This is a genomic window from Aeromonas sp. 601027, from assembly GCF_049174455.1.
Lineage (GTDB): Bacteria > Pseudomonadota > Gammaproteobacteria > Enterobacterales > Aeromonadaceae > Aeromonas > Aeromonas veronii_A.
This window is the reverse complement of sequence record NZ_JAAKTN010000002.1, coordinates 43,632-63,449: the sequence shown is the minus strand read 5'-3', so window position 1 is coordinate 63,449 and position 19,818 is coordinate 43,632. Positions and strand designations below refer to the sequence as shown.

Sequence of the window (19,818 nt, the reverse complement as noted above, 5' to 3'; positions counted from 1 at the left end):
GGGCGGCACGCTAGCCGCCCTTTCTCCTGGCAAGATGGTTCAGGCCCGGTTGGACTCTTCCCACCCCTGCTTTTTACGGTAAATGGTGGAGGGGCTGATCTCGAGCAGTGCCGCCGCCTTGGGAATGTTGCCGTCACAGCTGGCGATGGCCTGTTCGATCACCTCTTTCTCCACCAGCCAGAGCGGACGAATTGGCCCGTGGGCCACGCCGGTGGCGGCCGGAGCCGATGCCACCGCTGCCGCAATCGCAGCCGGCAGCTGGGGACGAACCCCATTGAGCGGTGGCGGCAGAATATCCGGGCTCACCAGCTCCTTGTCATTGAGCACCACGATATTGCGCACCACGTTCTGCAGCTCGCGTACGTTGCCGGGCCAGGGGTAGTCGAGCAGCACTCGTGCAGCCTCGACATCAAAATCCTTGAAGCGTTTGTTCTCCTCCTTGGCGTAGCTCTGCAGCAGGGTACGCGCTAGCAGCAGGATATCCTCACCCCGCTCCCGCAGCGGCGGCAGGGTAAGCGGAATGACGTGGAGCCGATAGTAGAGATCCTCGCGAAAACGGCCCGCTTTTACCTCTACCAGCGGATCCCTGTTGGTGGCGCAGATAAAGCGCACATCCACCGTCTCGAGCTTGCCACTGCCGACTCGCTGCACTGTGCCGGTCTGGATGAAGCGCAGCAGCTTGCTCTGCAGATCCAGGTCCATCTCGCAGATCTCGTCGAGAAAGAGGGTACCGCCATCAGCCAGACTGGCCGCCCCCTTGCGATCCCCCTGGGCGCCGGTAAAAGAGCCCTTCACATGACCGAAGATCTCGCTCTCCATCAGATCGTGGGGAATGGCGGCGCAGTTGAGGGCAATAAAGGGCTGTTCGCTACGGGGACTGCACTGGTGAATCGCTTCGGCACACACCTCTTTACCGGTGCCGCTCTCGCCAGTGATAAAGACGGTAGCCTTGCTGGGCGCCGCGCTCTCGATGATGCGATAGACCGCCTGCATCGACATGGAGGCACCGATAAAACCGAAGAAGGAGCTGCGCTCGAAGTTCTCCCGATAGTGGGCAACCAGCGAACTCAACTGCTGATGTTTCAAGGCATTGCGAACGGTGGCGCAGAGCCGCTTGCTGTCAAACGGCTTGGTCAGAAAATCGAAGGCACCGAGGCGCATCGCCTCCACCGCCACATCCACCGAGCCGTGGGCGGTGATCACCACCACCGAGCAAGGCAACTGCTGTTCGGTGATCATCTGCAGAATATCCATACCGGACATATCCGGCAACTCCAGATCCAGCAGCACCACGGGGGGAGGACTTGCCAGCAACTGCGCCAACGCCTGTTGACCGCAATCGGCCAGCACCACCTCATACCCCTCCTGGCGCAAGTACTGTTCATAGACCACCGCCAGACTACGGGTATCTTCCACCAGCAGGACACGCGATTTATTTTCAGCCACTGGACTCATCCTTGTATTTGATTCTGCGATCTATTTTGCCTTATTTTCGCGCGCAACCCCAACGCCAAGACAGCTCTGTTATCCCGCGATTGCAGGGAATACACAAGTAAAAACGGCTCCTTAAGGAGCCGTTTTTCACTACAAGAAAAGATTACTTCTTGGCATCGTCTGCAGTCGGCTTCTCGATAGCCAGCAGCTCAACGTCAAACACCAGCACGGCATTCGCCGGGATGGAGCCTGCACCGTGCTCGCCATAGGCCAGCTTGGACGGCAGGAAGAACTTGAACTTGGAGCCAACCGGCATCAGCTGTACGCCTTCAGTCCAACCCGGGATAACCTGGTTGAGCGGGAAGGTAGCCGGCTCGCCGCGATCGACGGAGCTGTCGAACTTGGTGCCGTCGGTCAGGGTACCGGTGTAGTGCACCTTGACGATGTCGGTAGATTTCGGCTTGGCACCAGTGCCCATCTTCTCGACCACGTATTGCAGGCCGGATTCAGTGCTCTTCACACCCTCTTTCTTGGCGTTTGCAGCCAGGAACTCTTCACCCTTCTTCAGATTCTCAACGGCGTCTTTCTCGGCCTTGGCCTTGGTCAGCTCGTTGATCTTGGCATCGTAATCCTGCAGTACCTTCTGGATCTCTTCATCAGTCATCTTGGCTTCTTTGCCCAGACCGTCGGTCACCCCTTTCAGGATCACGGCGTTGTCCAGTTTGATGCCCAGTTCCTGCTGACGCTCCAGGGTATTGGCGATGTAACGACCCATGGAGAGGCCAATTGCGTAGCCAGATTGCTCTTCAAAGCTCTTGGCTTCGGCCTTGGTCGCCTCTGCCGGCTTGCTGGCTTCTGCCTTCACTTCGGCGGTATTGGCCGCAGCAGGCTTCTCGTCTTTTTGGCAAGCAGTCAGACCGACGGCAACCGCCGCCGCCAACAGGGACACCTTCAGAAATTTGTTCATCAGTTTCTCCAAACTCCAAATACCGCTCTCGGTTCCATCGTGAAATGAGAGGTTTATCGTGATAAGCGCCTTATACTAACGCCGTGATCGCAGGTAACAAAAGCGTGAGACCGCAAAAATGATAAAAAGTGCCATTTATCTGGTGAGCCTCTGTTTAATGCTCACCGGTTGCGAGCAGAGCTCCCAACCCAACCAGCAAATGACCCTCGCCAGCACGGGTCTGCTGACCGCAGATCTCTCCAATGATGGCAAGCAGGCCATCGTCTCCAGCATCAGCCAGGGCATCATCGTCTGGGATCTGGAACAGAACCGTCAACGCTGGCGCTGGAAGCAATCCGACTCGCCGGACGATCTCGTTTTCATTACCCGTTTTTCCGAAGGCAACAGCCATGCCGTCACCGCCACAACCGACACCTTTGCCACCTGGCGGTTGCAGGATGGGCAGTCACAAGGCTACTACTCACTTCCTGAATCCAAGCTGAGGGACATCGCGCTCTCAGCTGACGGGCGCTATGTGCTGATCGGCCGGGAAGATGGCAAGGCAGAGTGGCTCGATACCCAAAGCGGCCGTCGCCTGCAGTTTCTGGGGCACACCGAACAGGTCAATACGGTGGATCTCTCCGCCAACGGTCGCTATGCCCTGACCGGCGGCAACGACTACAGCGCCTATCTGTGGGATACCCGCAGCGGGCAGGTGATCTGGCGCTTCAACCATGGTGGCCGGGTGATCATGGCCAGACTGGAACCGAGCGGCCGCTACGCCTTCACCGCCGACAGCAGCCGGGCCAGCATCTGGGATCTGAAAACCGGCAAGGAGGTAAGCCAGCTGCAATATGATCACCGCTTTGAGGTCTACACCAGCGCCCGCTTTGCCAACGATGGCAAGTGGATCATCACTGGCGCCCCTTCCCGTCAGCTCTCCCTGTGGCAAGTGAGCGATGGTGCCCTGCTGCAGAGCTGGCGCGTCTCGCCGCAACCCAAGGTGAAACCGCCCAGCGCAGTGGTCTACGGCGTCGCTTTGCGCGACAATAGCCATCTTGTCAGTGCCAGCTCCAGTGGTCTGGCCGAAATCTGGACAATCAAGTAAGGACCCGAAGGCCCATGAGTCAGCAACTTAACGATCGCATCGAAACCCTGGAAACCCGTCTCGCCTATGCGGAGTACGCCATAGAGCAGCTCAACGACGAGGTGACCACTCAGGGCCGCGAACTCGATCGACTCAAATACCAGATCCAGCTGCTGATCGATAAACTGCAAAGCGTACAACCCAGCCAGATTGCCAGCATGGCCGAAGAGACCCCTCCGCCGCACTACTGAACCGGCGCTATCTCTGGTCTGGCGACATGGCTTGGCATAGCTGTCAGCCAATAAAAAAACCCGCGTTCACGCGGGTTTTTTATCATCGGTATGGCCGTGATCAGTGGTGATGGCCCTTGCCACCACAACCGCCGCCACCGCAGCAGCCGCCGTGACCATGGTCGTCACCGTGGTCGTGGCCATGATCGTGACCGTGGCCAGCACCGCCACAGCAACCGCTCTGGCCATGCTCCTCATCGTGGTCGTGACCATGACCGCCACAGCAACCGCCGTGATCGTGGTCATGACCGTGATCGTGACCGCAACCACCGGCACCGTGAACATGGCCGTGAGCCAGCTCTTCGGCAGTGGCAGCACGCACATCCTTGATCTCGACCTTGAAGCCCAGGGTTACGCCAGCCAGCGGATGGTTGCCATCCACCTTGACGAACTCTTCGGACACTTCAACCACGGTCACCGGACGGTGGCCATCGTCGGTTTCAGCCACAAAAGTATCCCCTTCGGAGACTTCCATGCCGTCGAACAGCTCGCCCGGTACTTCTTGTACCAGTGTCTCGTCATATTCGCCGTAGGCCTGGCTCGGTGCCAGAGTCACTTCGAAGGCTTCACCTACCGCGCGACCTTCCAGCTCGGCTTCCAGGCCAGAGACCAGGTAACGGGTGCCGTGCAGATAGACCAGCGGCTCTTTGCCGACAGTGCTGTCGATGACTTCACCGTGCTCGTCGGTGACTGTGTATTCCAGCGTAACCACGCTCAGAGGAGCTACTTTCATGTCAGGATCCTGCGGATAGAAAAAAACGGGCTCAGAATACCCTAAAAAGCGGGCCGCGCATATGCCGTGCGGCGCCACGGAGTGACGAAAAAAACGGCAACAGCGTCAGCGAGGAGACCCGCACTCCACCCGCCGTTGCCACATCAGGGGCGAAACACCCCGATCACCTCTTCCGCCTCGCGAGTCTGCTTGTCGACCTCGGCAGGCGTTTGTACCTGGGTATCGCCACAGGCGACGCAGGTCACCTTCTCGACTCCATGCTCCAGATACAGCATCATGTTGTCCAACTTGCCGCACGCCGGGCAAACCGCACCGGCAATGAAGCGTTTTTTACGCCTGGTTTCCATATTTGTTACCTCCAGGCAGCATCATATCAGGGTTTTTACATGCATCACGCAATCGAATACCACCATTTTTCCTGTGAGGGATTGCACGCCGGCAACCGCAAACGAACTCCGGTCGGGCAGCTGTTGCGGATCACCCGGGGCGCCGCGCTGCTGAGACTGGGCCAACATGAGCTGTTGCTTCCGGCAGGCTGCAGCTTCTGGCTCTGCGCCGATGCACTTGCGGCCTTCAGCCCCCTCAGCGGTTGCGAGTACGATCAGCTGAATGTCTCTTTGCGCGTGGCTCAGCCGCAGCAGGCAGGCTGGCTGCAGACCACCCCGCTGCTCGATGCCCTGCTCGACTCGCTGGCACGGTGGCAACGTCCAAAAGAGTGGCAAGGGGCCTACGGTCAGCGACTGCAGGTGATCCTGGATGAGCTGCAACAGTGTGCCATCAGCCAGCAGGGTCACGGTGAGCTGCAAGCCTGCTGGCAAGCGCTGGCCAATGGCCAGCCGGAGTCTCTGCAACTGTGGGCACAACAAGCCGATGCGCCGGTGGAAGGGAGTGAATTGCAACAACAGTGGCAACTGCTGCAGGCGCTCAGATTGCTCAAGGGCGGCAGCAAACCCGCGCAGGTGGCCAGCAAGCTGGGTTATGCCGATGAGGCCGCATTGCGAGCGGCCTGCCAGCAGTGGGGCGTTGGCGAGGATGGCGATCAATAACCGGACACAGGTATGAATGCGCCAACTAAATTGGCTGAACGAGTCCAGTTTTTTGCCAGATGGTCGTTAACAAGGAAGGGCCATCCCCCCCGTAATCCTTTATGCTAAAGGCCTGAAGTGACTGCCAACCTTTCGACCAACAGGACATCTGCCATGACGAGCAAAGCCAATCAATCCCAGGGCATGTTGCTGTTTCACCTTTCAGCCCAGCAATCCTTTGCCATAGGCACCCTCAAGGTAAAGGAGATAGTCCCTTACACCCAGCTGACCGCCATGCCGCACTCGCATCCGACCGTGCTGGGGGCCGCCAATATGCGCGGCGCCACCATTCCGGTGATCGACATGGCGATGGCGGTGGGTTATCGCCCCATCAGCAAGGAGGAGATGCCCCACTGCTTTATCATCATCACCGATTGCCGCCGCACCCTGGTGGGCTTTCTGGTGCGAGGCATCGACAAGATCACCGAGTGCAACTGGCGCGATATCGAGTCACCTCCCGCCGCCCTCGGCCACAATGTGTTTGTGACTGGTGTCACCCGGGTCAATGACCAGCTGATCCAGCTGCTGGATGTGGAGCTGATCCTCTCCCGGGTCTATCCGGACGATCCGAGCCACCTCTATCCGGTGCTGACCGATGTGCAGCGGGAGCGGATCAAGCCGATGCGGATCCTGCTGGTTGATGACTCCTCGGTCGCCCGTCGCCAGCTGATGGCAGCCCTCGATTACATCAATATCCCTTATGAGGTCTGTACCAATGGCAAGGACGCACTGACCCTGATGCAACAACGTGCCAGCCAGCAGACCCCCATCGATATTCTGGTGAGCGATATCGAGATGCCTGGGCTCGATGGCTACGAGCTGGCCTTCGAGGTACAGAGCGACAGCAAACTGGCGGGGGCCTACATCATCCTGCACACCTCCCTCTCCAGCGAGATCAGTGTGGAGCGGGCCCATCAGGTGGGCGCCCATGAGGCGCTGACCAAGTTCGAGGCCAACGAGCTGATCCAGGCCATGTTGCGCGGTGCCGAACATCACGATCGCCTGCTGAAATAAGCCAATGACTGGCGGGAGCTGAACACCTCTCGCCCCTCTATCTTCGACCCAGACCGACGACGCCATGCTGACCGAAAGCCACTTCCACGCCCCCTGGTGGGCCCGCAATCCTCATCTGCAGACCATATTGCCCAAATGGCTGCGCCGGACTCCGGCCCGATTTGTGGCCGAGCGCTTCGAACTGACTGACGGGGATTTTGTCGATCTCGCCTGGAGCGGCGAGATCACGACAGATTCGCGACCACTGGTGGTGGTCTTTCACGGGCTGGAGGGGAGCATTCACTCCCACTATGCCAAGGGATTATTCACCCATCTGCAGCAAGAGGGCAGAGAGGCCGTGCTGATGCACTTTCGTGGCTGCAGCGGCGAGCCCAATCGCCACCTGCATGCCTATCACTCCGGCGCCATCGGTGATGCGCAGGAGCTGATTGCCGAGCTGAGCCAACGCTTCCCGGGCAAACCGCTGATCGCCATCGGCTTTTCACTGGGTGGCAATATGCTGGTCAACTTGCTGGCACGGGCCTGTCCTGCGGCATTGAAAGCGGCAGTGGTAGTCTCAGCCCCGCTGCAACTGGCCAGCTGTGCCGAACGGGTCAATCAGGGTTTCTCAAAGGTCTATCAGAACTATCTGCTGCGTACCATGCGCCGCAATTTGCTCAGCAAGATCAGCCAACAGCAGAAAGCGAGTGAACGCTGGCAGCCCCGGCAAGTGGAGCAGATTGCCACCCTGCGCGATTTTGACGAACTGGTCACCGCTCCGCTGCACGGCTTTCACAGTGCCAGCCACTACTACCAGAGCTGCTCGGGACTACCGCTACTGGCTCAAATCCCCATCCCGACCCTTATCCTGCACGCCGCCGACGATCCCTTTATGTCACACGCGGTCATTCCCCGGCCGGATCAACTCTCGCCCACGGTGCGCTATGAGCTGAGCCAGCGCGGCGGCCATGTCGGTTTTCTGCACGGCACCCCCTGGCGGCCAAAGTTCTGGTTGGATGAGCGGATCAGTCACTGGATTGCCGAACAGACTCAGGGTGCGGTGCAGAACTGATTGCGACCCCCAGCCTTGGCCATGTAGAGGGCCTGGTCGGCCCGCGCCAGTAGCTGCTCACCACTCTCCCCGCCTTCCAGTGTCGCGATCCCCTGACTGATGGTCACCCGACTGGCAACATCGGATGCCAGATGCTCAAGCTGCAATTCGGCCAGCCCATCCTGCAGCCGCCGCGCTACCGCAGCGGCGCTCTGCCTGTCGGCATCGGGCAGTAGCAACACAAACTCCTCGCCGCCATAACGGGCGGCCAGATCCGCCTCACTGCGCACCGAACGCATCATCAACTGCGCCACCTCCCGCAGGCAGACATCCCCCGCCTGATGGCCATAGTGATCGTTAAAGCGTTTGAAGTAGTCCACATCGATGAGGATAAGGGCAAGCGGGGCGCCGCTCGACTGACTATGGGCTTTGCAGCGTTCGAGCTCCTGACTGAAGTGGCGCCGATTGGCAAGACCAGTCAGTGGATCCTGCTTGGCCAGTGCATCGAGGCGCCGCAACAGGGCCAGATTGTCATGCTCACGCATCACGGCCAATTCAAACCAGCGATGCAGCATCCGGCGACCAACCTCCAGCGCCATTATGGTACATACCACCTCAAGCAGATAAAGCTGCGGAAAATCCACCTCCAGCCACCACAAACGCGCAACGCCAAATAGCAACGGTACACTGAGATAGGCATACAACACGCGTCGGTCGGGATAAAACGCGATCAGCGCAGCCAGTAAATTGAGGCGCATGATCCCGTTGGCATAACTTGCCCCTCCTCGCAGCTCAACTTCACCAATGGTGAAGATATGCAGCGTCCAGACGCCCCCCCAGACCAGCATTACGACCAATGCGCACCATAGCCAGACTCGATCCTGCAGATGATTGCAGAGCAGGGCTGCAACCGGCAGCAGCAGCAGCACGACCATGACAAAGCCCAGCTCACTCTGAAAGCGCCATGGCAGAGTACCGTCACTGGCCAGGCCTGCCTGGCTGTAGACCTGGTAGCGTATCGCCAGAAACAGCACAACCAGCCAGTTCAGCAACCAGAACCAGACCATGCCGCGACTGATGGCCTGGCGACGAGCAAGATCCATGTGAGCCGATATCGTTGAGGGGGCCCGGCGTTGCTCTTCAGACAACATGTCTCACACTCCACGAAACGCGTAAAAAGAGGTTGCACTCATTTTATTGCGCACAACAATAGCTGACGGTTATACCCTTTTGCATCGAGATCCCTTCATGATAATCCCCTGGCAAGCGTTGGATGCCGATACCCTGACCAACCTGATCGAACAGTTTGTGCTGCAAGAAGGCACCGAATATGGCGAACATGATGTTTCGCTTGAAGCCAAAGTCGCTATGGTAAGGACTCAATTACAGCAAGGCATCGCCGTGATCGTCTATAGCGAGTTGCATGAATCGGTCAATATTGTGCCACGCGATCGTTTCAACGAGCCGTCTTGACCATCTCGGGTTCACGCCCGTATAACGAAACTCCCAAGGAAGAGAGCATTCTATGTCGGCCAAGCATCCCATTATCGCCGTCACCGGGTCGTCCGGTGCCGGTACCTCTACCTCCACCATCGCCTTTCGATCCATGTTCCACCAATTGGGTTATCAGGCAGCCGTGGTGGAAGGTGACAGTTTTCACCGCTACACCCGCCCCGAGATGGATGTGGCAATCCGCAAGGCGCGTGAACAAGGACGCCACATCAGCTATTTTGGCCCCGAGGCCAATGACTTCGGCTTGCTGGAGAGCTTTTTTCAGGGCTATGGCCAGGATGGCACCGGCCAGTATCGCCGCTATCTGCACAGCTTTGACGAGGCGGTCCCCTTCAACCAGATGCCCGGCACCTTCACCCCCTGGCAGCATCTGCCGAGCGACACTGACCTGCTGTTTTATGAAGGGCTGCACGGTGGTGTGGTCACTGAGGATCACAACGTAGCCCGCCACGTGGACTTTCTCATCGGCGTGGTGCCCATCGTCAACCTGGAGTGGATCCAGAAGCTGATCCGCGATACCTCGGAGCGCGGCCACTCCCGTGAGGCCGTAACCGACTCCATAGTCCGCTCCATGGATGATTACATCAACTTCATCACCCCGCAGTTCTCGCGCACCCATATCAACTTCCAACGGGTGCCGACAGTGGACACCTCCAATCCCTTCAGTGCCAAGGTGATCCCGAGTCTGGACGAGAGTATGCTGGTGATCCGGTTTCGCGGCATAAAACAGGTCGATTTTCCCTATCTGTTGTCGATGATCGACGGCTCATTCATGTCACGAATGAATACCATCGTCGTGCCGGGTGGCAAGATGGGGTTTGCCATGGAGTTGATCCTTAAGCCACTCATCCAGCAACTACTTGAAACCGGCAAGATCACTTAAGCCAAGGAGTTCACAATGCGGTTAGCGTTTATCTCTGTGGTATTGGCCGCCCTGCTTGGCGGCTGCAGCAGCGGGCCGACGGCCCCCACGCTGGAGTCCGGCACCATGCTGGTTCGTCCGATTGGCAACTGGACCTATGGCGCAACCCCGCGCTACGCCCTGGCCGAGCAGTATCAATTCGCCGGTGAGCTGGCGGAAGGGTGGCTGGAGCCGATGCAGCAGGCGGTGAGCCGGGAGCTCAATGGCAAGGGGTGGCAGAGTGCGCCGCTCGACGAGGCGGATCTGTGGGTCGCCATAGGCGTCGCGGGCGGCAAGGATATGAGCGATGGCGAGATTTTCGCCCGCCTCGGCATGACGCCCGGGGTCTATGCCTCGGCCAACCAGCGCAAAGGCTCGCTGGCCATAGTGCTGCTCGATCGCAAAACCCAGAAAGCAGTCTGGAGCAGCATCATCCAGCTGACCAGCGATGTAAGCATTGCTGATAGCCAACGTCAGGCGCTCAGCCAGCAGCTCGCTGCCGAACTGCTTCATAGCGTCCCGACCAATTAACAGTTAATGCTGGCTTATTGAAAAGGGATGGATAGAAAAACGGCTTGCCTCCCGGCAAGCCGTTTTTTGTGGTCTCACAGTTTTGTCCCAGTCTGGTCTTGGCCAGACTGGGACACGAAGCTGCACGCCTTCAGATATCTGTGGACACTTATTTGAGCGTACAGGTCAGCAGCGTAACCCCTTTCTGGGTGAGGAGCGCCTGTTTCTCCTGATTCCAGAAGGTGGTCAGGCCGTCAGAATATTTGGCGCCAGACTCTGACTCCACACGCGCCAGTTTGTGGTAAACCCCGGCATAGGGGAACTGCACCATGTCAGCCTGGGCATCATAGGTAATGGCCAGCATCTCTTCGCCACACTGGTATTGGCTGTATTGATACTGGGTAGGTTGCGGGCTGCTGCACGCCGCCAGACCCAACAGGGGAAGCAGAGCGATCAATTTTTTCATTGCACTTTCCTTATGTGATGGCCTTATGTAATGGCCTTGTGCAGAGGCCTCATGTGACGGCCTTATGCCAGGGTACCAACGAAACAATCGTCAGTTATCAAGCTTCAACAATTTGATAACTATGGGTAATTTGTACCGCTTTTTCCAACATCAGGGAAACAGAACAGTATTTTTCCATCGACAGATCGACCGCTCTGGCCACCTGTTTCTCTGCCAATCCCTTGCCTGTCACCACGAAGTGCAGATTAATCTTCTCGAAAACCCGGGGCACGCTATCAACCCGTTCGCCACTGACCTCGACATGACAAGCGGTCACCGACTGGCGCGCTTTTTCTAGGATGGAGACCACATCAATAGAGCTGCAGCCACCGACCGCCAGCAGGATCATCTCCATCGGGCTGGCCCCCTCACCGGGGTTGGCTCCATCCAGGATCACCTTGTGACCGGATTCACTCTCACCCACAAACTTCATCCCTTCCACCCAGCTGACCTTGGCTTTCATCTCGCACTCTCTCCTGTTAATCGTGATGATGGATCCCTAGCATAACCCAGTCGCTTATCTCTGCCGAACAGGGGGAGTTGGGATGGAAATAGATCAAAATCAACATCTCCGACCTCTATCTTCCCTAGAATGGCCGAAGCAGCGCAGCAGGCATTACCCAAAGGGCTCTTGCAAAAGGGCGCAAAGCCTTGTCAGCACAGACAAAGGCTCTTATCCTACTGCGACTAATACAAGGAATGGCAAGATTGGCAGCTTGCCCGGACGCACAAGTCCATAAAAAGACACTACAGAGGAATTCTCATGGTTATTGGCAAACCGCAAAGCGATCCCACCCTGGAATGGTTCTTGTCGCACTGCCACATTCATAAGTATCCCGCGAAGAGCACCCTGATCCATGCGGGTGAAAAAGCGGAGACCCTCTACTACATCGTCAAGGGCACTGTGGCCGTCTTGATCAAGGACGATGAGGGCAAAGAGATGATCCTCTCCTATCTGAACCAGGGTGACTTCCTGGGCGAGATGGGGATGTTCGAGGAGAACGAGAATCCCGAGCGTTCCGCCTGGGTTCGCGCCAAAGGCTCTTGCGAAGTGGCCGAGATCTCTTACAAGAAGTTCCGCCAGCTGATCCAGGTCAACCCGGACATTCTGATGCGTCTCTCTGGCCAGATGGCCAAGCGCCTGCAGCACACCAGCCAGAAAGTGGGTAACCTCGCCTTCCTGGATGTGACCGGCCGGATCGCCCAGACTCTGCTCAACCTGGCCAAGCAGCCAGATGCCATGACCCACCCGGATGGGATGCAGATCAAGATAACCCGTCAGGAGATCGGCCAGATCGTCGGCTGCTCCCGTGAAACCGTGGGCCGCATCCTCAAGATGCTGGAAGAGCAGGAGCTCATCTCTGCTCACGGCAAGACCATTGTGGTATTTGGCACTCGCTGATGACCCGTCCGCAGGGCTGACTGAGGCCTTGGGATAAAAAAGGCTGCTACGGCAGCCTTTTTTGATCCTCTCCCCTATAATCCCGAACGCCCTTCACTGTTCCGGCATTCGCCCAGAGAGTTACTATGCACCTTCAATGTCCCCGTTGCCGCAGTCCGCTCCATCTTCATGAAGCCTCCCAGGGGCGCTATTGCGACAACAAGCATCACTTCGATCCGGCACCGGAAGGTTATCTGGATCTCATCCCCGGCAAGAAAAACCCCAAAGACAGCGACAGCCGTGCCCTGATGCGCGCCAAGCACCATTTCCTGGAAGCCGGCCACCAACTGCCGCTGGTCGAGGCCATGGCCTCCCTGCTCGCTCCCCTTGCCCCACAAGAGCTGGTTCATCTGGGATGTGGTGAAGGCTACTACTGCCGCGCGCTGGCAGAGCGCCTGCCCGGCTGGCAGTTTGCTGGGGTTGATATCGCCAAGAACACCATCTTTGCCGCCAAAAAAGCGCAGCCGGACGGCCAGTTTGTCATTGCCGATCCCGCTCGCGCGCCGTTGCAACCGGGCTCTGCTCAGGTGCTGCTGGTCAACGATCTCAAGGTCAAGACGGAACAGCTGGTCAGCTGGCTGGCCCCCGGTGGCTATCTGCTCTATCTGCAGCCGGGCCCGCGTCATCAGTGGCAACTGCGGGTCAGCCTCAATCCGGTGAGTATGGAACACCCTTTAAGCTGGCCCTCGCTTGCCGGTCTCCGGCTGGTAAGCCAGGAGCGCTGCCAGTTCCCTATCTCTATGGATCAGACCATGCGCGCCTTTATTCTGGAGACAAGCCGTCTCGGCTGGCGCGCCAACGGCGAACAGCGCCATGCCTTTATCCAGCAAGGTCCGGCACAGCTGGAACAGGATTTGCTGATGACACTGTGGCAAAAAGCAAGCTGACCGCCTGACAGGAGCACGGCAAGTGCTCCTGTCCCATTTTCCTCCCGCCACTCTTCTCCCCCTTCGTGATTCGCCTCACAACTTGAGTCATCGACCTTATTGGTCAGGCCAGCTTTAATGTCAAAACAGCCAATAGAGAATAATTCATTGAATTTAATCTCTTTTTAACCTGTCAAAAAACGTCATATCCAGTATCAACAGCGCCCTTCAGCACCAAATTAAACGACGACAGATTCAGGCCCAGTCAAGGTTCAAGCGCCTACCGTGTGGCTATCGGACCCTTTCCGATTTCCATAGAACCGACCACAGGTTCGGAAGTGTTTACATCAGAGGAAATAAGGATATGAAAAAGTCTGCACTGACTATGGCCATCTCCAGCTTGCTGCTGGCCAGTGGCGCCCACGCTGCTACCGTTTACAACCAGAACGACACCAAGCTGGATATCGGTGGCCGTGCCCAGGGTGCCTACTACGGCACTGACAACAACAGCGCCGAAGGAGATCAGAGCTACTTCCGTCTGCACGTTGCTGGCGAGACCAAGATCGCTCCCGAGATGAAGGCATTCGGCTTTGCCGAATACAACCTGCCGACCTCCGGTTCTGACAACGATGAACTGCGTTACGCCTATGCCGGCATCCAGCACGATCGCTTCGGTGCCTTCAGTTATGGCCGTCAGGATGGTCTGTTCACCAAGGCCGTAAACAACTATACCGACGTACTGCCCGAATGGGGTGGTGATGGCCTGGGCAAAGATACCGAAGTATTCGGTACCGGCCGTACCAACGGTCTGGCTCAGTACATCTTCAACTACGAAGGTCTGACTCTGGGTGCCCAGTTCACTGGTAACAATAACCCGCAAAATGCTGGCCGCAGCGCCATTGCCGAGTCCTTCAACGGTAACCTCTACAACGGTGAGAGCTGGAACAGCACTGGTTCCAAAGAGGGCTTTGCCTTCTCTGCCAACTATGACTTCGATATGGGTCTGAGCCTGGGCGCTGCATACAACCAGGCTGGCAAAACTGCCGAACAGGCCCGCTACGCAGCCTTTGGCGGCGAGAAAGATGCCAAGCTGATGGGCTTCGGTGCCAAATATGCTGCAGGCGACCTCTATCTGGCGGCAACCTATTCCCACGGTGAGAACCACCTGTTCGTCAACAACGGCTACGCCGAGAAGATGGATGGTTACGAAGCCGTTGCCCAGTACACCATCGGCAAGTTCAAGCCTTCTCTGGCTTACCTGCGCACTGACGTCAAAGATACTGCCCACGGCATTGACGACACCTACACCGAGTACGTATCCATCGGTGCCTGGTACAACTTTACCGAGAACTTCAACGCCTACGTTGACTACAAGCTGAACCTGCTTGACTCTGTTGATGGCAAGTCCACCAACTCTCTGGGCAAGAACACCGACGACGTTGTTGCTGTCGCCCTGCAGTACAACTTCTAAAAGGTTGACTGTCGGTTATACCCTGTGAAACCAATGTCTACTGTTTGAATTTCTTCCGGCCGCTCTGCGGCCGGTTTTTTATTGCGCGTTTTCAGCACCTTGCATATAACTATCGAGCGGATAGCTGTAATTTCAGCCCGTTGGACAAGCAAGGATGCGCAAAGAGGGGAGCAGGGATGACAGAGTTACTCGGAAAACGGTGGGGGCCACTGTGGCCAGTGTTACTGTTGCTGGTGAGCATCGGCTGGAGCGGGAATAGCGCCGCCAGTAGTGAGCGCAACCTCTATCAGCAGCTTGGGCTGGCCGGCAAACTCGACAGACAAACCTTTCAAAAAGCCCTTGTCAGCTATCAAAGCGTACGCAGCAAGCAAAAATCCATCCTGACCATCATTGATTACAGCAAGCCTTCGACTCAGCGCAGGCTGTTCGTCATCGACATGAAACGTCACAAACTGCTTTATCACACCTGGGTAAGCCATGGCCGCAACTCAGGTGAACTAGCCGCAGAGCGCTTTTCCAACCAGCTCAACTCCCGACAAAGCTCCCTCGGCGTCTATCGTACCGCAGAAACCTACTTGGGCAAGCATGGCTACTCCCTGCGGCTGGATGGGCTCAGCCCCGGCAAAAACTGCAATGCCCGCAAACGTGCCATCGTGGTGCATGGCGCCGCCTATGCCAGCCCAAACCATCTGCGCAAATATGACAAACTGGGCCGCAGCTGGGGCTGTCCCGCCCTGCCAAAGGAACAAGCCAGGGCCATCATAGATACCATAAAAGGGGGCAGTGTCATCTACGCCCACGGCTAGCTGGCACAACACCATAAAACACAAGGCCAGCAATCGCTGGCCTTGTTTGTCACGCTCTCACACTAAACGGGACGAGTTATTGGCGCACCACCAGGACCGGGCACGGAGCATGACGCACCACGGATTCGGCAACGCTGCCTACCAGCAGATGGCTGATGCCGGAGCGGCCGTGACTCCCCATAACGATCAGTTCAACCTCGTCTTCCTTGGCCTGGATAATGATTTCATCCGCTGCCCTACCAAAGCGAATATCAAACGTTGCCGGAATAGGCAGGGTGGCAATCAGCTCTTTGAGTTGGGCTCTGGCCTGACGCTCCATTTCGTGAGTGATCTCAACGGCTGTCATATGAAGAATTTTGTAACTGTCAAAGCCGTGCAGTTGGTCTACGACATGGATCAGCTTGAGCTGGGCCTCATGGCTCTGCGCCATGAATACGGCATAGTCGAGTACCGCCCGGGACATTTGGGAAAAATCGACAGGACAAAGCAGAGTTTTGATCGATGGCATAATGCAGTCTCCTCTACTGATTGGGGTACTATTGAATCTTGAGTTCATCATAACCATCAGATTGAAAATAACTCTCGACCCTGTCGCAAAATGAACATCAGGGATTTTTTCTGTACGCCGTCGCCATCAATGCCATGGTATAAAGTAGGGTATCAGTGTTTTTTCCTCTGCCCCAGCGAGGCCAGCTCTGACCATGCTACGCATCTGTCTGTTGCTCTGTTGTCTGTTCACTGCGGCGAATTGCCGGGCAGAGTCTATTGACGTTTATTGCGATGATTGGCCCGGTTTTTGTCAAAAGGATGGCAAAGGCCTCTATCTGGATCTGGTGCGAGCCATCTACCAGCCTCACGGCTATCAGGTAACCCCCCATATTGTGCCCTATAAGCGCGCTCTCGCTGTCATTGCAAAAAAAGGGGGAGATATCGCCATGGGGGTATATCGCGATGAAGTATCCGGCGTCCAGCAATCTCGCTATCCGGCATCAGCGGATGACCTGACCGTGTTCATGCTCAAGAAATGGCAACCCCAGTGGCAAGGGGAGAAAAGTCTGGAAGGGCAAACCGTGATATGGCGGCGGGGCTGGGCATTCGACAAGTACATTGCGGTCACCATGCAGTGGCATGAAATTGACAGCGATGAGCTGGCCCTGCAACTGCTTGGTAAAGAGCGATATCGCTTTTACCTCACTGCCGGCGTGCTCTATGTGGATGAGGCTATCCCTCCCGAGCTGCATCGCGTCTTCCTGCGCTGGATCCCGACCTATCCCATTTTTGCCGATACCCAGCAAGGCAACCGGATGTTACAGCTCTGGGATAAGGGAATGGTTGAGTTGATCCGCAGCGGGGGTCTGGCAGAGATCTATAAGCACTATCAGCTCTATGACTACTATCAGGGTTTTATCGAAGAACTGGAACAGAAAGTGGCTGCCAGTCCTGCAGACTGAATGATAACGTTGCGCTAATTACTCTCCCCTCATTCCCTTGGCCAAGCGGTCGTAGAGGATCACATTGACCGAGGCCGCCAGATTCATACAGCCACTGGTCGGCACATAAACCACATCTTTCACCGCGCCATAGAGGGCAGGATCGAGCGTACCATCCTCCGGCCCGAAGATATAAAAAGCGCGTTCCGGATGGACATAGTCGGGGAGCGGTGTAGCGCCGTCGATCAGATCGACCACCACGGGCACGCATCCCTGCGGGATAAACGCCATCAGATCATCCACCCCGAGCAGCGGGATCTTCTCCACCATCTGCTTGGTATCAGTGGCAAAGCGGCGCGCCAGCTCGAAGCGGTTGCCGGTGTAGTAGACCTCGTCCACCCCGTAACAACCCGCAGCCCGCATCACGGAACCGACATTTTCCGGGGACTTGGGATTGACCAACCCCACGCAGCAGAATGCACTCTTTTCCATCATCTCTCCTCATCTTGCGACGGCCATTATAAGCCGTTGCAGGGCCACCGACCCGTTAAAAGTCCCCTCCCCGGCTAAACCGCTTGCCAACCCAGCTTTGAATGTCGATTTTTTGTGCGCAAGCCGACAAATTTTGTACAAGCCGATAGCCAGCAAACGTTTCCCAGCAATAATGGACAAACGTTTGTAAATGGATGTTTGTCTATGACTGAGCGTGAACAAGAGATCCTAGCCCTGCTGCGTCAGGATCCCATGATTGCCCAGCAGGATCTGGCCGATCGCCTCGGCATCAGCCGCTCCGCGCTGGCCAGCCACATCTCCAGCCTGATCCGGCAGGGATATGTGCAAGGCAGAGGTTATGTACTGCGAGAAGGCCCCTACGTAGTGGTGATCGGCGGTGCCAATATGGATATTTGTGGCACCAGCCATGACAACCTGCTGCTCGGCGACTCCAACCCGGGCAAGGTGCGCACCTCGGCAGGTGGTGTTGGCCGCAATATCGCCGAGAATCTGGCGCGGCTCGGCAGCGACACCCGGCTGCTTACAGCGGTCGGCAACGACCAGTATGGTCATCATCTGCTGGAGGTAAGCCAGCGGGCCGGCGTCGATGTGCGCCAGACCCTGGTGCTCGATGGCCACACTACCTCTTGCTACCTCAGCCTGCATGATGGCAGCGGCGAAATGAGCTGCGCCATCAACGACATGGCCATCATAGAGCAGCTCACCCCTGCCCGCCTGACCCCGCTCGGTGGCTTTCTCGGCGGTGCCCGGCTTTGGGTGCTCGACACCAATCTGGCCATCCACACCCTCGACTGGCTGTTCGAGCGGCAGGGAGAGCACGCCATCTTTGTCGATACCGTTTCGGTGGCCAAGGTGGAGAAGATCCGCCCCTGGCTCGGCAAGATCCACACCCTCAAACCCAATCGCAGTGAAGCCGAGCAGTTGTGCGGCATGACCATCGCCGGGCCCGAAACCTGGCCCATGGTGGCCGCCTGGTTCCACCGCGCCGGGGTCAAGCGACTGTTCCTCAGTCTGGGTGAACAGGGGATCTTTTACAGCGATGGCGAGCAACAGGGCCACCTGCCTGTGCTGGGTAGTCCGGTGCTCAACGTCACCGGCGGCGGGGATGCCTTTATGGCTGGCCTCGCCCACGCCTGGCTGCAAGAGCTCGACATTGCCCAAACCACCCGCTTTGCCTTGGGCTGCGCCGCCCTCACCGTCAATTGTTCCGATACCGTTTTTTCCGGTCTGAGCAAGACCGCCGTTGACCGCATACTGGAGGAGTACTCATGCTGAACGCTTACCTCGATATCCAACCGGAAGTGGCTGCCGCGCTAGCTGCTGGCAAACCGGTGGTTGCCCTCGAATCCACCATCATCTCCCACGGCATGCCCTATCCGCAGAACGTGGAGACGGCCCGTCAGGTGGAGCAGGTGGTGCGCGATAACGGATCCATTCCAGCCACCATCGCCATCCTCGATGGCCGCCTCAAGGTGGGACTGGATGCCGGTGCGCTGGAGGCCCTCGGTCGGGCTGGCCATGCGGTTACCAAGTGCAGCCGCCGCGACATTCCGTTCGTGCTGGCACGCAAGGGGATGGGGGCCACCACGGTCGCCTCCACCATGATCATCGCCGCCATGGCGGGGATCCGGGTCTTTGCCACCGGCGGGATCGGCGGGGTACATCGCGGTGCGCAGGAGACCTTCGATATCTCAGCCGACCTGCAGGAGCTGGCACAAACGCCGGTGGCCGTAGTCTGCGCCGGAGCCAAGTCGATACTCGATATCGGGCTGACCCTGGAGTATCTGGAGACCCAGGGCGTACCGGTGATCGGCTATCAAACCGAGGAGCTGCCAGCCTTCTACACCCGCGAGAGCGGCTTCAAGGTCGATTATCGCCTCGATACCCCGGCGGCCATCGCCGAGGCGCTGCGCCTCAAGTGGGAGCTGGGACTGGCGGGCGGCGCCGTGGTGGCCAACCCCATCCCGACCGCACACGCCATGCCGAAAGCTGATATCGACGCAGCCATTGCCCAAGCGCTGCGTGAAGCGGATGAGCAGGGGATCAAGGGCAAGGCGTCAACCCCCTTCCTGCTGGCCCGCGTCTGCGAGCTGACCGGCGGCAACTCACTGGCGGCCAACATTCAACTGGTACTGAACAACGCGGCGCTTGGCGCCCGCATCGCCGCCGCGCTTTAATTGCACACCGATACCTCGCCATGTAAAAGAGGGCCTCGCGGCCCTCTTTGTTGTTTTTGCTATCTGC

General features: G+C 57.6%; 24 protein-coding genes. 15 read left to right on the top strand and 9 right to left on the bottom strand.

Going from position 1 to position 19,818, the window contains the following annotated elements; translation table 11 throughout:
- Nucleotides 1-39: 39 nt before the first annotated feature.
- Nucleotides 40-1,446, bottom strand: a complete 1,407-nt coding sequence (locus G5193_RS04100) for a sigma-54 dependent transcriptional regulator (protein WP_323890719.1) — start codon at nucleotides 1,444-1,446, stop codon at nucleotides 40-42.
- A 151-nt stretch (nucleotides 1,447-1,597) separates the two neighbouring features.
- Nucleotides 1,598-2,401 (bottom strand): FKBP-type peptidyl-prolyl cis-trans isomerase, encoded by an 804-nt coding sequence (fkpA, locus tag G5193_RS04095; RefSeq protein ID WP_005335283.1) that lies wholly within the window; start codon nucleotides 2,399-2,401, stop codon nucleotides 1,598-1,600.
- A gap of 118 nt (nucleotides 2,402-2,519) precedes the next feature.
- Here fkpA and G5193_RS04090 point away from each other — a divergent pair, with 118 nt between their 5' ends.
- Both G5193_RS04090 and G5193_RS04085 read left to right on the top strand, forming a co-directional pair.
- Nucleotides 2,520-3,488 (top strand): hypothetical protein, encoded by a 969-nt coding sequence (locus G5193_RS04090; protein ID WP_421205037.1) that lies wholly within the window; start codon nucleotides 2,520-2,522, stop codon nucleotides 3,486-3,488.
- A 14-nt stretch (nucleotides 3,489-3,502) separates the two neighbouring features.
- Nucleotides 3,503-3,718 carry a SlyX family protein gene (locus G5193_RS04085; protein WP_421205035.1) on the top strand — a complete coding sequence of 72 codons (216 nt, stop codon included), beginning with the start codon at nucleotides 3,503-3,505 and terminating at the stop codon, nucleotides 3,716-3,718.
- A 100-nt stretch (nucleotides 3,719-3,818) separates the two neighbouring features.
- On the opposite strand, the gene slyD is transcribed toward G5193_RS04085, so the two are convergent.
- Both slyD and G5193_RS04075 read right to left on the bottom strand, forming a co-directional pair.
- On the bottom strand, nucleotides 3,819-4,490 hold the full coding sequence (gene slyD / locus G5193_RS04080) for a peptidylprolyl isomerase (protein WP_421205033.1): 672 nt from the start codon (nucleotides 4,488-4,490) through the stop codon (nucleotides 3,819-3,821).
- A gap of 143 nt (nucleotides 4,491-4,633) precedes the next feature.
- Nucleotides 4,634-4,837, bottom strand: a complete 204-nt coding sequence (locus G5193_RS04075; RefSeq protein ID WP_005335287.1) for a YheV family putative zinc ribbon protein — start codon at nucleotides 4,835-4,837, stop codon at nucleotides 4,634-4,636.
- A 39-nt stretch (nucleotides 4,838-4,876) separates the two neighbouring features.
- On the opposite strand from G5193_RS04075, the gene G5193_RS04070 reads away from it, so the two are divergent.
- The 3 genes from G5193_RS04070 (at nucleotide 4,877) to G5193_RS04060 (ending at nucleotide 7,640) form a co-directional block, all read left to right on the top strand.
- On the top strand, nucleotides 4,877-5,536 hold the full coding sequence (locus G5193_RS04070; protein WP_421205031.1) for a hypothetical protein: 660 nt from the start codon (nucleotides 4,877-4,879) through the stop codon (nucleotides 5,534-5,536).
- A gap of 153 nt (nucleotides 5,537-5,689) precedes the next feature.
- The gene (locus G5193_RS04065; RefSeq protein WP_227342036.1) at nucleotides 5,690-6,589 is read left to right on the top strand and encodes a chemotaxis protein; all 900 of its coding nucleotides are present in this window, start codon (nucleotides 5,690-5,692) and stop codon (nucleotides 6,587-6,589) included.
- Between the two features lie 64 nt (nucleotides 6,590-6,653).
- A complete protein-coding gene (locus G5193_RS04060; RefSeq protein ID WP_227342035.1) occupies nucleotides 6,654-7,640 on the top strand; it encodes a hydrolase in 987 nt (328 codons plus the stop codon).
- Here G5193_RS04060 and G5193_RS04055 read toward each other — a convergent pair.
- On the bottom strand, nucleotides 7,619-8,722 hold the full coding sequence (locus tag G5193_RS04055) for a GGDEF domain-containing protein (protein ID WP_227342034.1): 1,104 nt from the start codon (nucleotides 8,720-8,722) through the stop codon (nucleotides 7,619-7,621). The genes G5193_RS04060 and G5193_RS04055 overlap by 22 nt on opposite strands.
- A gap of 145 nt (nucleotides 8,723-8,867) precedes the next feature.
- Here G5193_RS04055 and G5193_RS04050 point away from each other — a divergent pair, with 145 nt between their 5' ends.
- The 3 genes from G5193_RS04050 to G5193_RS04040 are packed head-to-tail and all read left to right on the top strand — an operon-like array spanning nucleotide 8,868 to nucleotide 10,563.
- Nucleotides 8,868-9,092 (top strand): YheU family protein, encoded by a 225-nt coding sequence (locus G5193_RS04050; protein WP_216952980.1) that lies wholly within the window; start codon nucleotides 8,868-8,870, stop codon nucleotides 9,090-9,092.
- A gap of 52 nt (nucleotides 9,093-9,144) precedes the next feature.
- Nucleotides 9,145-10,014: a phosphoribulokinase gene (locus G5193_RS04045; protein WP_157162054.1), complete on the top strand. Its 870-nt coding sequence runs from the start codon at nucleotides 9,145-9,147 to the stop codon at nucleotides 10,012-10,014.
- Nucleotides 10,015-10,029: 15 nt separating this feature from the next.
- Nucleotides 10,030-10,563 carry a DUF4136 domain-containing protein gene (locus G5193_RS04040; RefSeq protein ID WP_216952979.1) on the top strand — a complete coding sequence of 178 codons (534 nt, stop codon included), beginning with the start codon at nucleotides 10,030-10,032 and terminating at the stop codon, nucleotides 10,561-10,563.
- A 148-nt stretch (nucleotides 10,564-10,711) separates the two neighbouring features.
- On the opposite strand, the gene G5193_RS04035 is transcribed toward G5193_RS04040, so the two are convergent.
- Both G5193_RS04035 and G5193_RS04030 read right to left on the bottom strand, forming a co-directional pair.
- A complete protein-coding gene (locus tag G5193_RS04035) occupies nucleotides 10,712-11,008 on the bottom strand; it encodes an MliC family protein (RefSeq protein WP_216952978.1) in 297 nt (98 codons plus the stop codon).
- A 97-nt stretch (nucleotides 11,009-11,105) separates the two neighbouring features.
- The gene (locus tag G5193_RS04030; RefSeq protein WP_216952977.1) at nucleotides 11,106-11,510 is read right to left on the bottom strand and encodes an OsmC family protein; all 405 of its coding nucleotides are present in this window, start codon (nucleotides 11,508-11,510) and stop codon (nucleotides 11,106-11,108) included.
- A 300-nt stretch (nucleotides 11,511-11,810) separates the two neighbouring features.
- Here G5193_RS04030 and crp point away from each other — a divergent pair, with 300 nt between their 5' ends.
- The 4 genes from crp to G5193_RS04010 all read left to right on the top strand — a co-directional run bounded on the left by crp (nucleotide 11,811) and on the right by G5193_RS04010 (nucleotide 15,631).
- Complete coding sequence (crp, locus tag G5193_RS04025) at nucleotides 11,811-12,449, top strand: cAMP-activated global transcriptional regulator CRP (RefSeq protein ID WP_005335304.1); 639 nt, start codon at nucleotides 11,811-11,813, stop codon at nucleotides 12,447-12,449.
- Nucleotides 12,450-12,574: 125 nt separating this feature from the next.
- Nucleotides 12,575-13,375: a putative RNA methyltransferase gene (locus tag G5193_RS04020; RefSeq protein WP_216952976.1), complete on the top strand. Its 801-nt coding sequence runs from the start codon at nucleotides 12,575-12,577 to the stop codon at nucleotides 13,373-13,375.
- Between the two features lie 343 nt (nucleotides 13,376-13,718).
- The gene (locus G5193_RS04015; RefSeq protein ID WP_216952975.1) at nucleotides 13,719-14,825 is read left to right on the top strand and encodes a porin; all 1,107 of its coding nucleotides are present in this window, start codon (nucleotides 13,719-13,721) and stop codon (nucleotides 14,823-14,825) included.
- 176 nt (nucleotides 14,826-15,001) lie between these two features.
- Entirely contained in the window at nucleotides 15,002-15,631 is a 630-nt protein-coding gene (locus G5193_RS04010; protein ID WP_216952974.1) for a murein L,D-transpeptidase catalytic domain family protein, read from the top strand.
- 76 nt (nucleotides 15,632-15,707) lie between these two features.
- On the opposite strand, the gene G5193_RS04005 is transcribed toward G5193_RS04010, so the two are convergent.
- A complete protein-coding gene (locus G5193_RS04005; RefSeq protein WP_216952973.1) occupies nucleotides 15,708-16,139 on the bottom strand; it encodes a universal stress protein in 432 nt (143 codons plus the stop codon).
- 193 nt (nucleotides 16,140-16,332) lie between these two features.
- Here G5193_RS04005 and G5193_RS04000 point away from each other — a divergent pair, with 193 nt between their 5' ends.
- Nucleotides 16,333-17,082, top strand: coding sequence for a substrate-binding periplasmic protein (locus tag G5193_RS04000; protein WP_216961110.1), 750 nt, complete (start codon nucleotides 16,333-16,335; stop codon nucleotides 17,080-17,082).
- Nucleotides 17,083-17,100: 18 nt separating this feature from the next.
- Here G5193_RS04000 and G5193_RS03995 read toward each other — a convergent pair whose 3' ends face one another.
- Nucleotides 17,101-17,553: an RNA methyltransferase gene (locus G5193_RS03995; protein WP_216954310.1), complete on the bottom strand. Its 453-nt coding sequence runs from the start codon at nucleotides 17,551-17,553 to the stop codon at nucleotides 17,101-17,103.
- A gap of 204 nt (nucleotides 17,554-17,757) precedes the next feature.
- Here G5193_RS03995 and G5193_RS03990 point away from each other — a divergent pair, with 204 nt between their 5' ends.
- Together G5193_RS03990 and G5193_RS03985 are read left to right on the top strand one after the other, a co-directional pair.
- A complete protein-coding gene (locus G5193_RS03990; protein ID WP_216961106.1) occupies nucleotides 17,758-18,849 on the top strand; it encodes a PfkB family carbohydrate kinase in 1,092 nt (363 codons plus the stop codon).
- A complete protein-coding gene (locus G5193_RS03985) occupies nucleotides 18,843-19,751 on the top strand; it encodes a pseudouridine-5'-phosphate glycosidase (protein WP_216952970.1) in 909 nt (302 codons plus the stop codon). Before G5193_RS03990 ends, G5193_RS03985 begins: the two co-directional genes overlap by 7 nt.
- Nucleotides 19,752-19,818 lie beyond the last annotated feature (67 nt).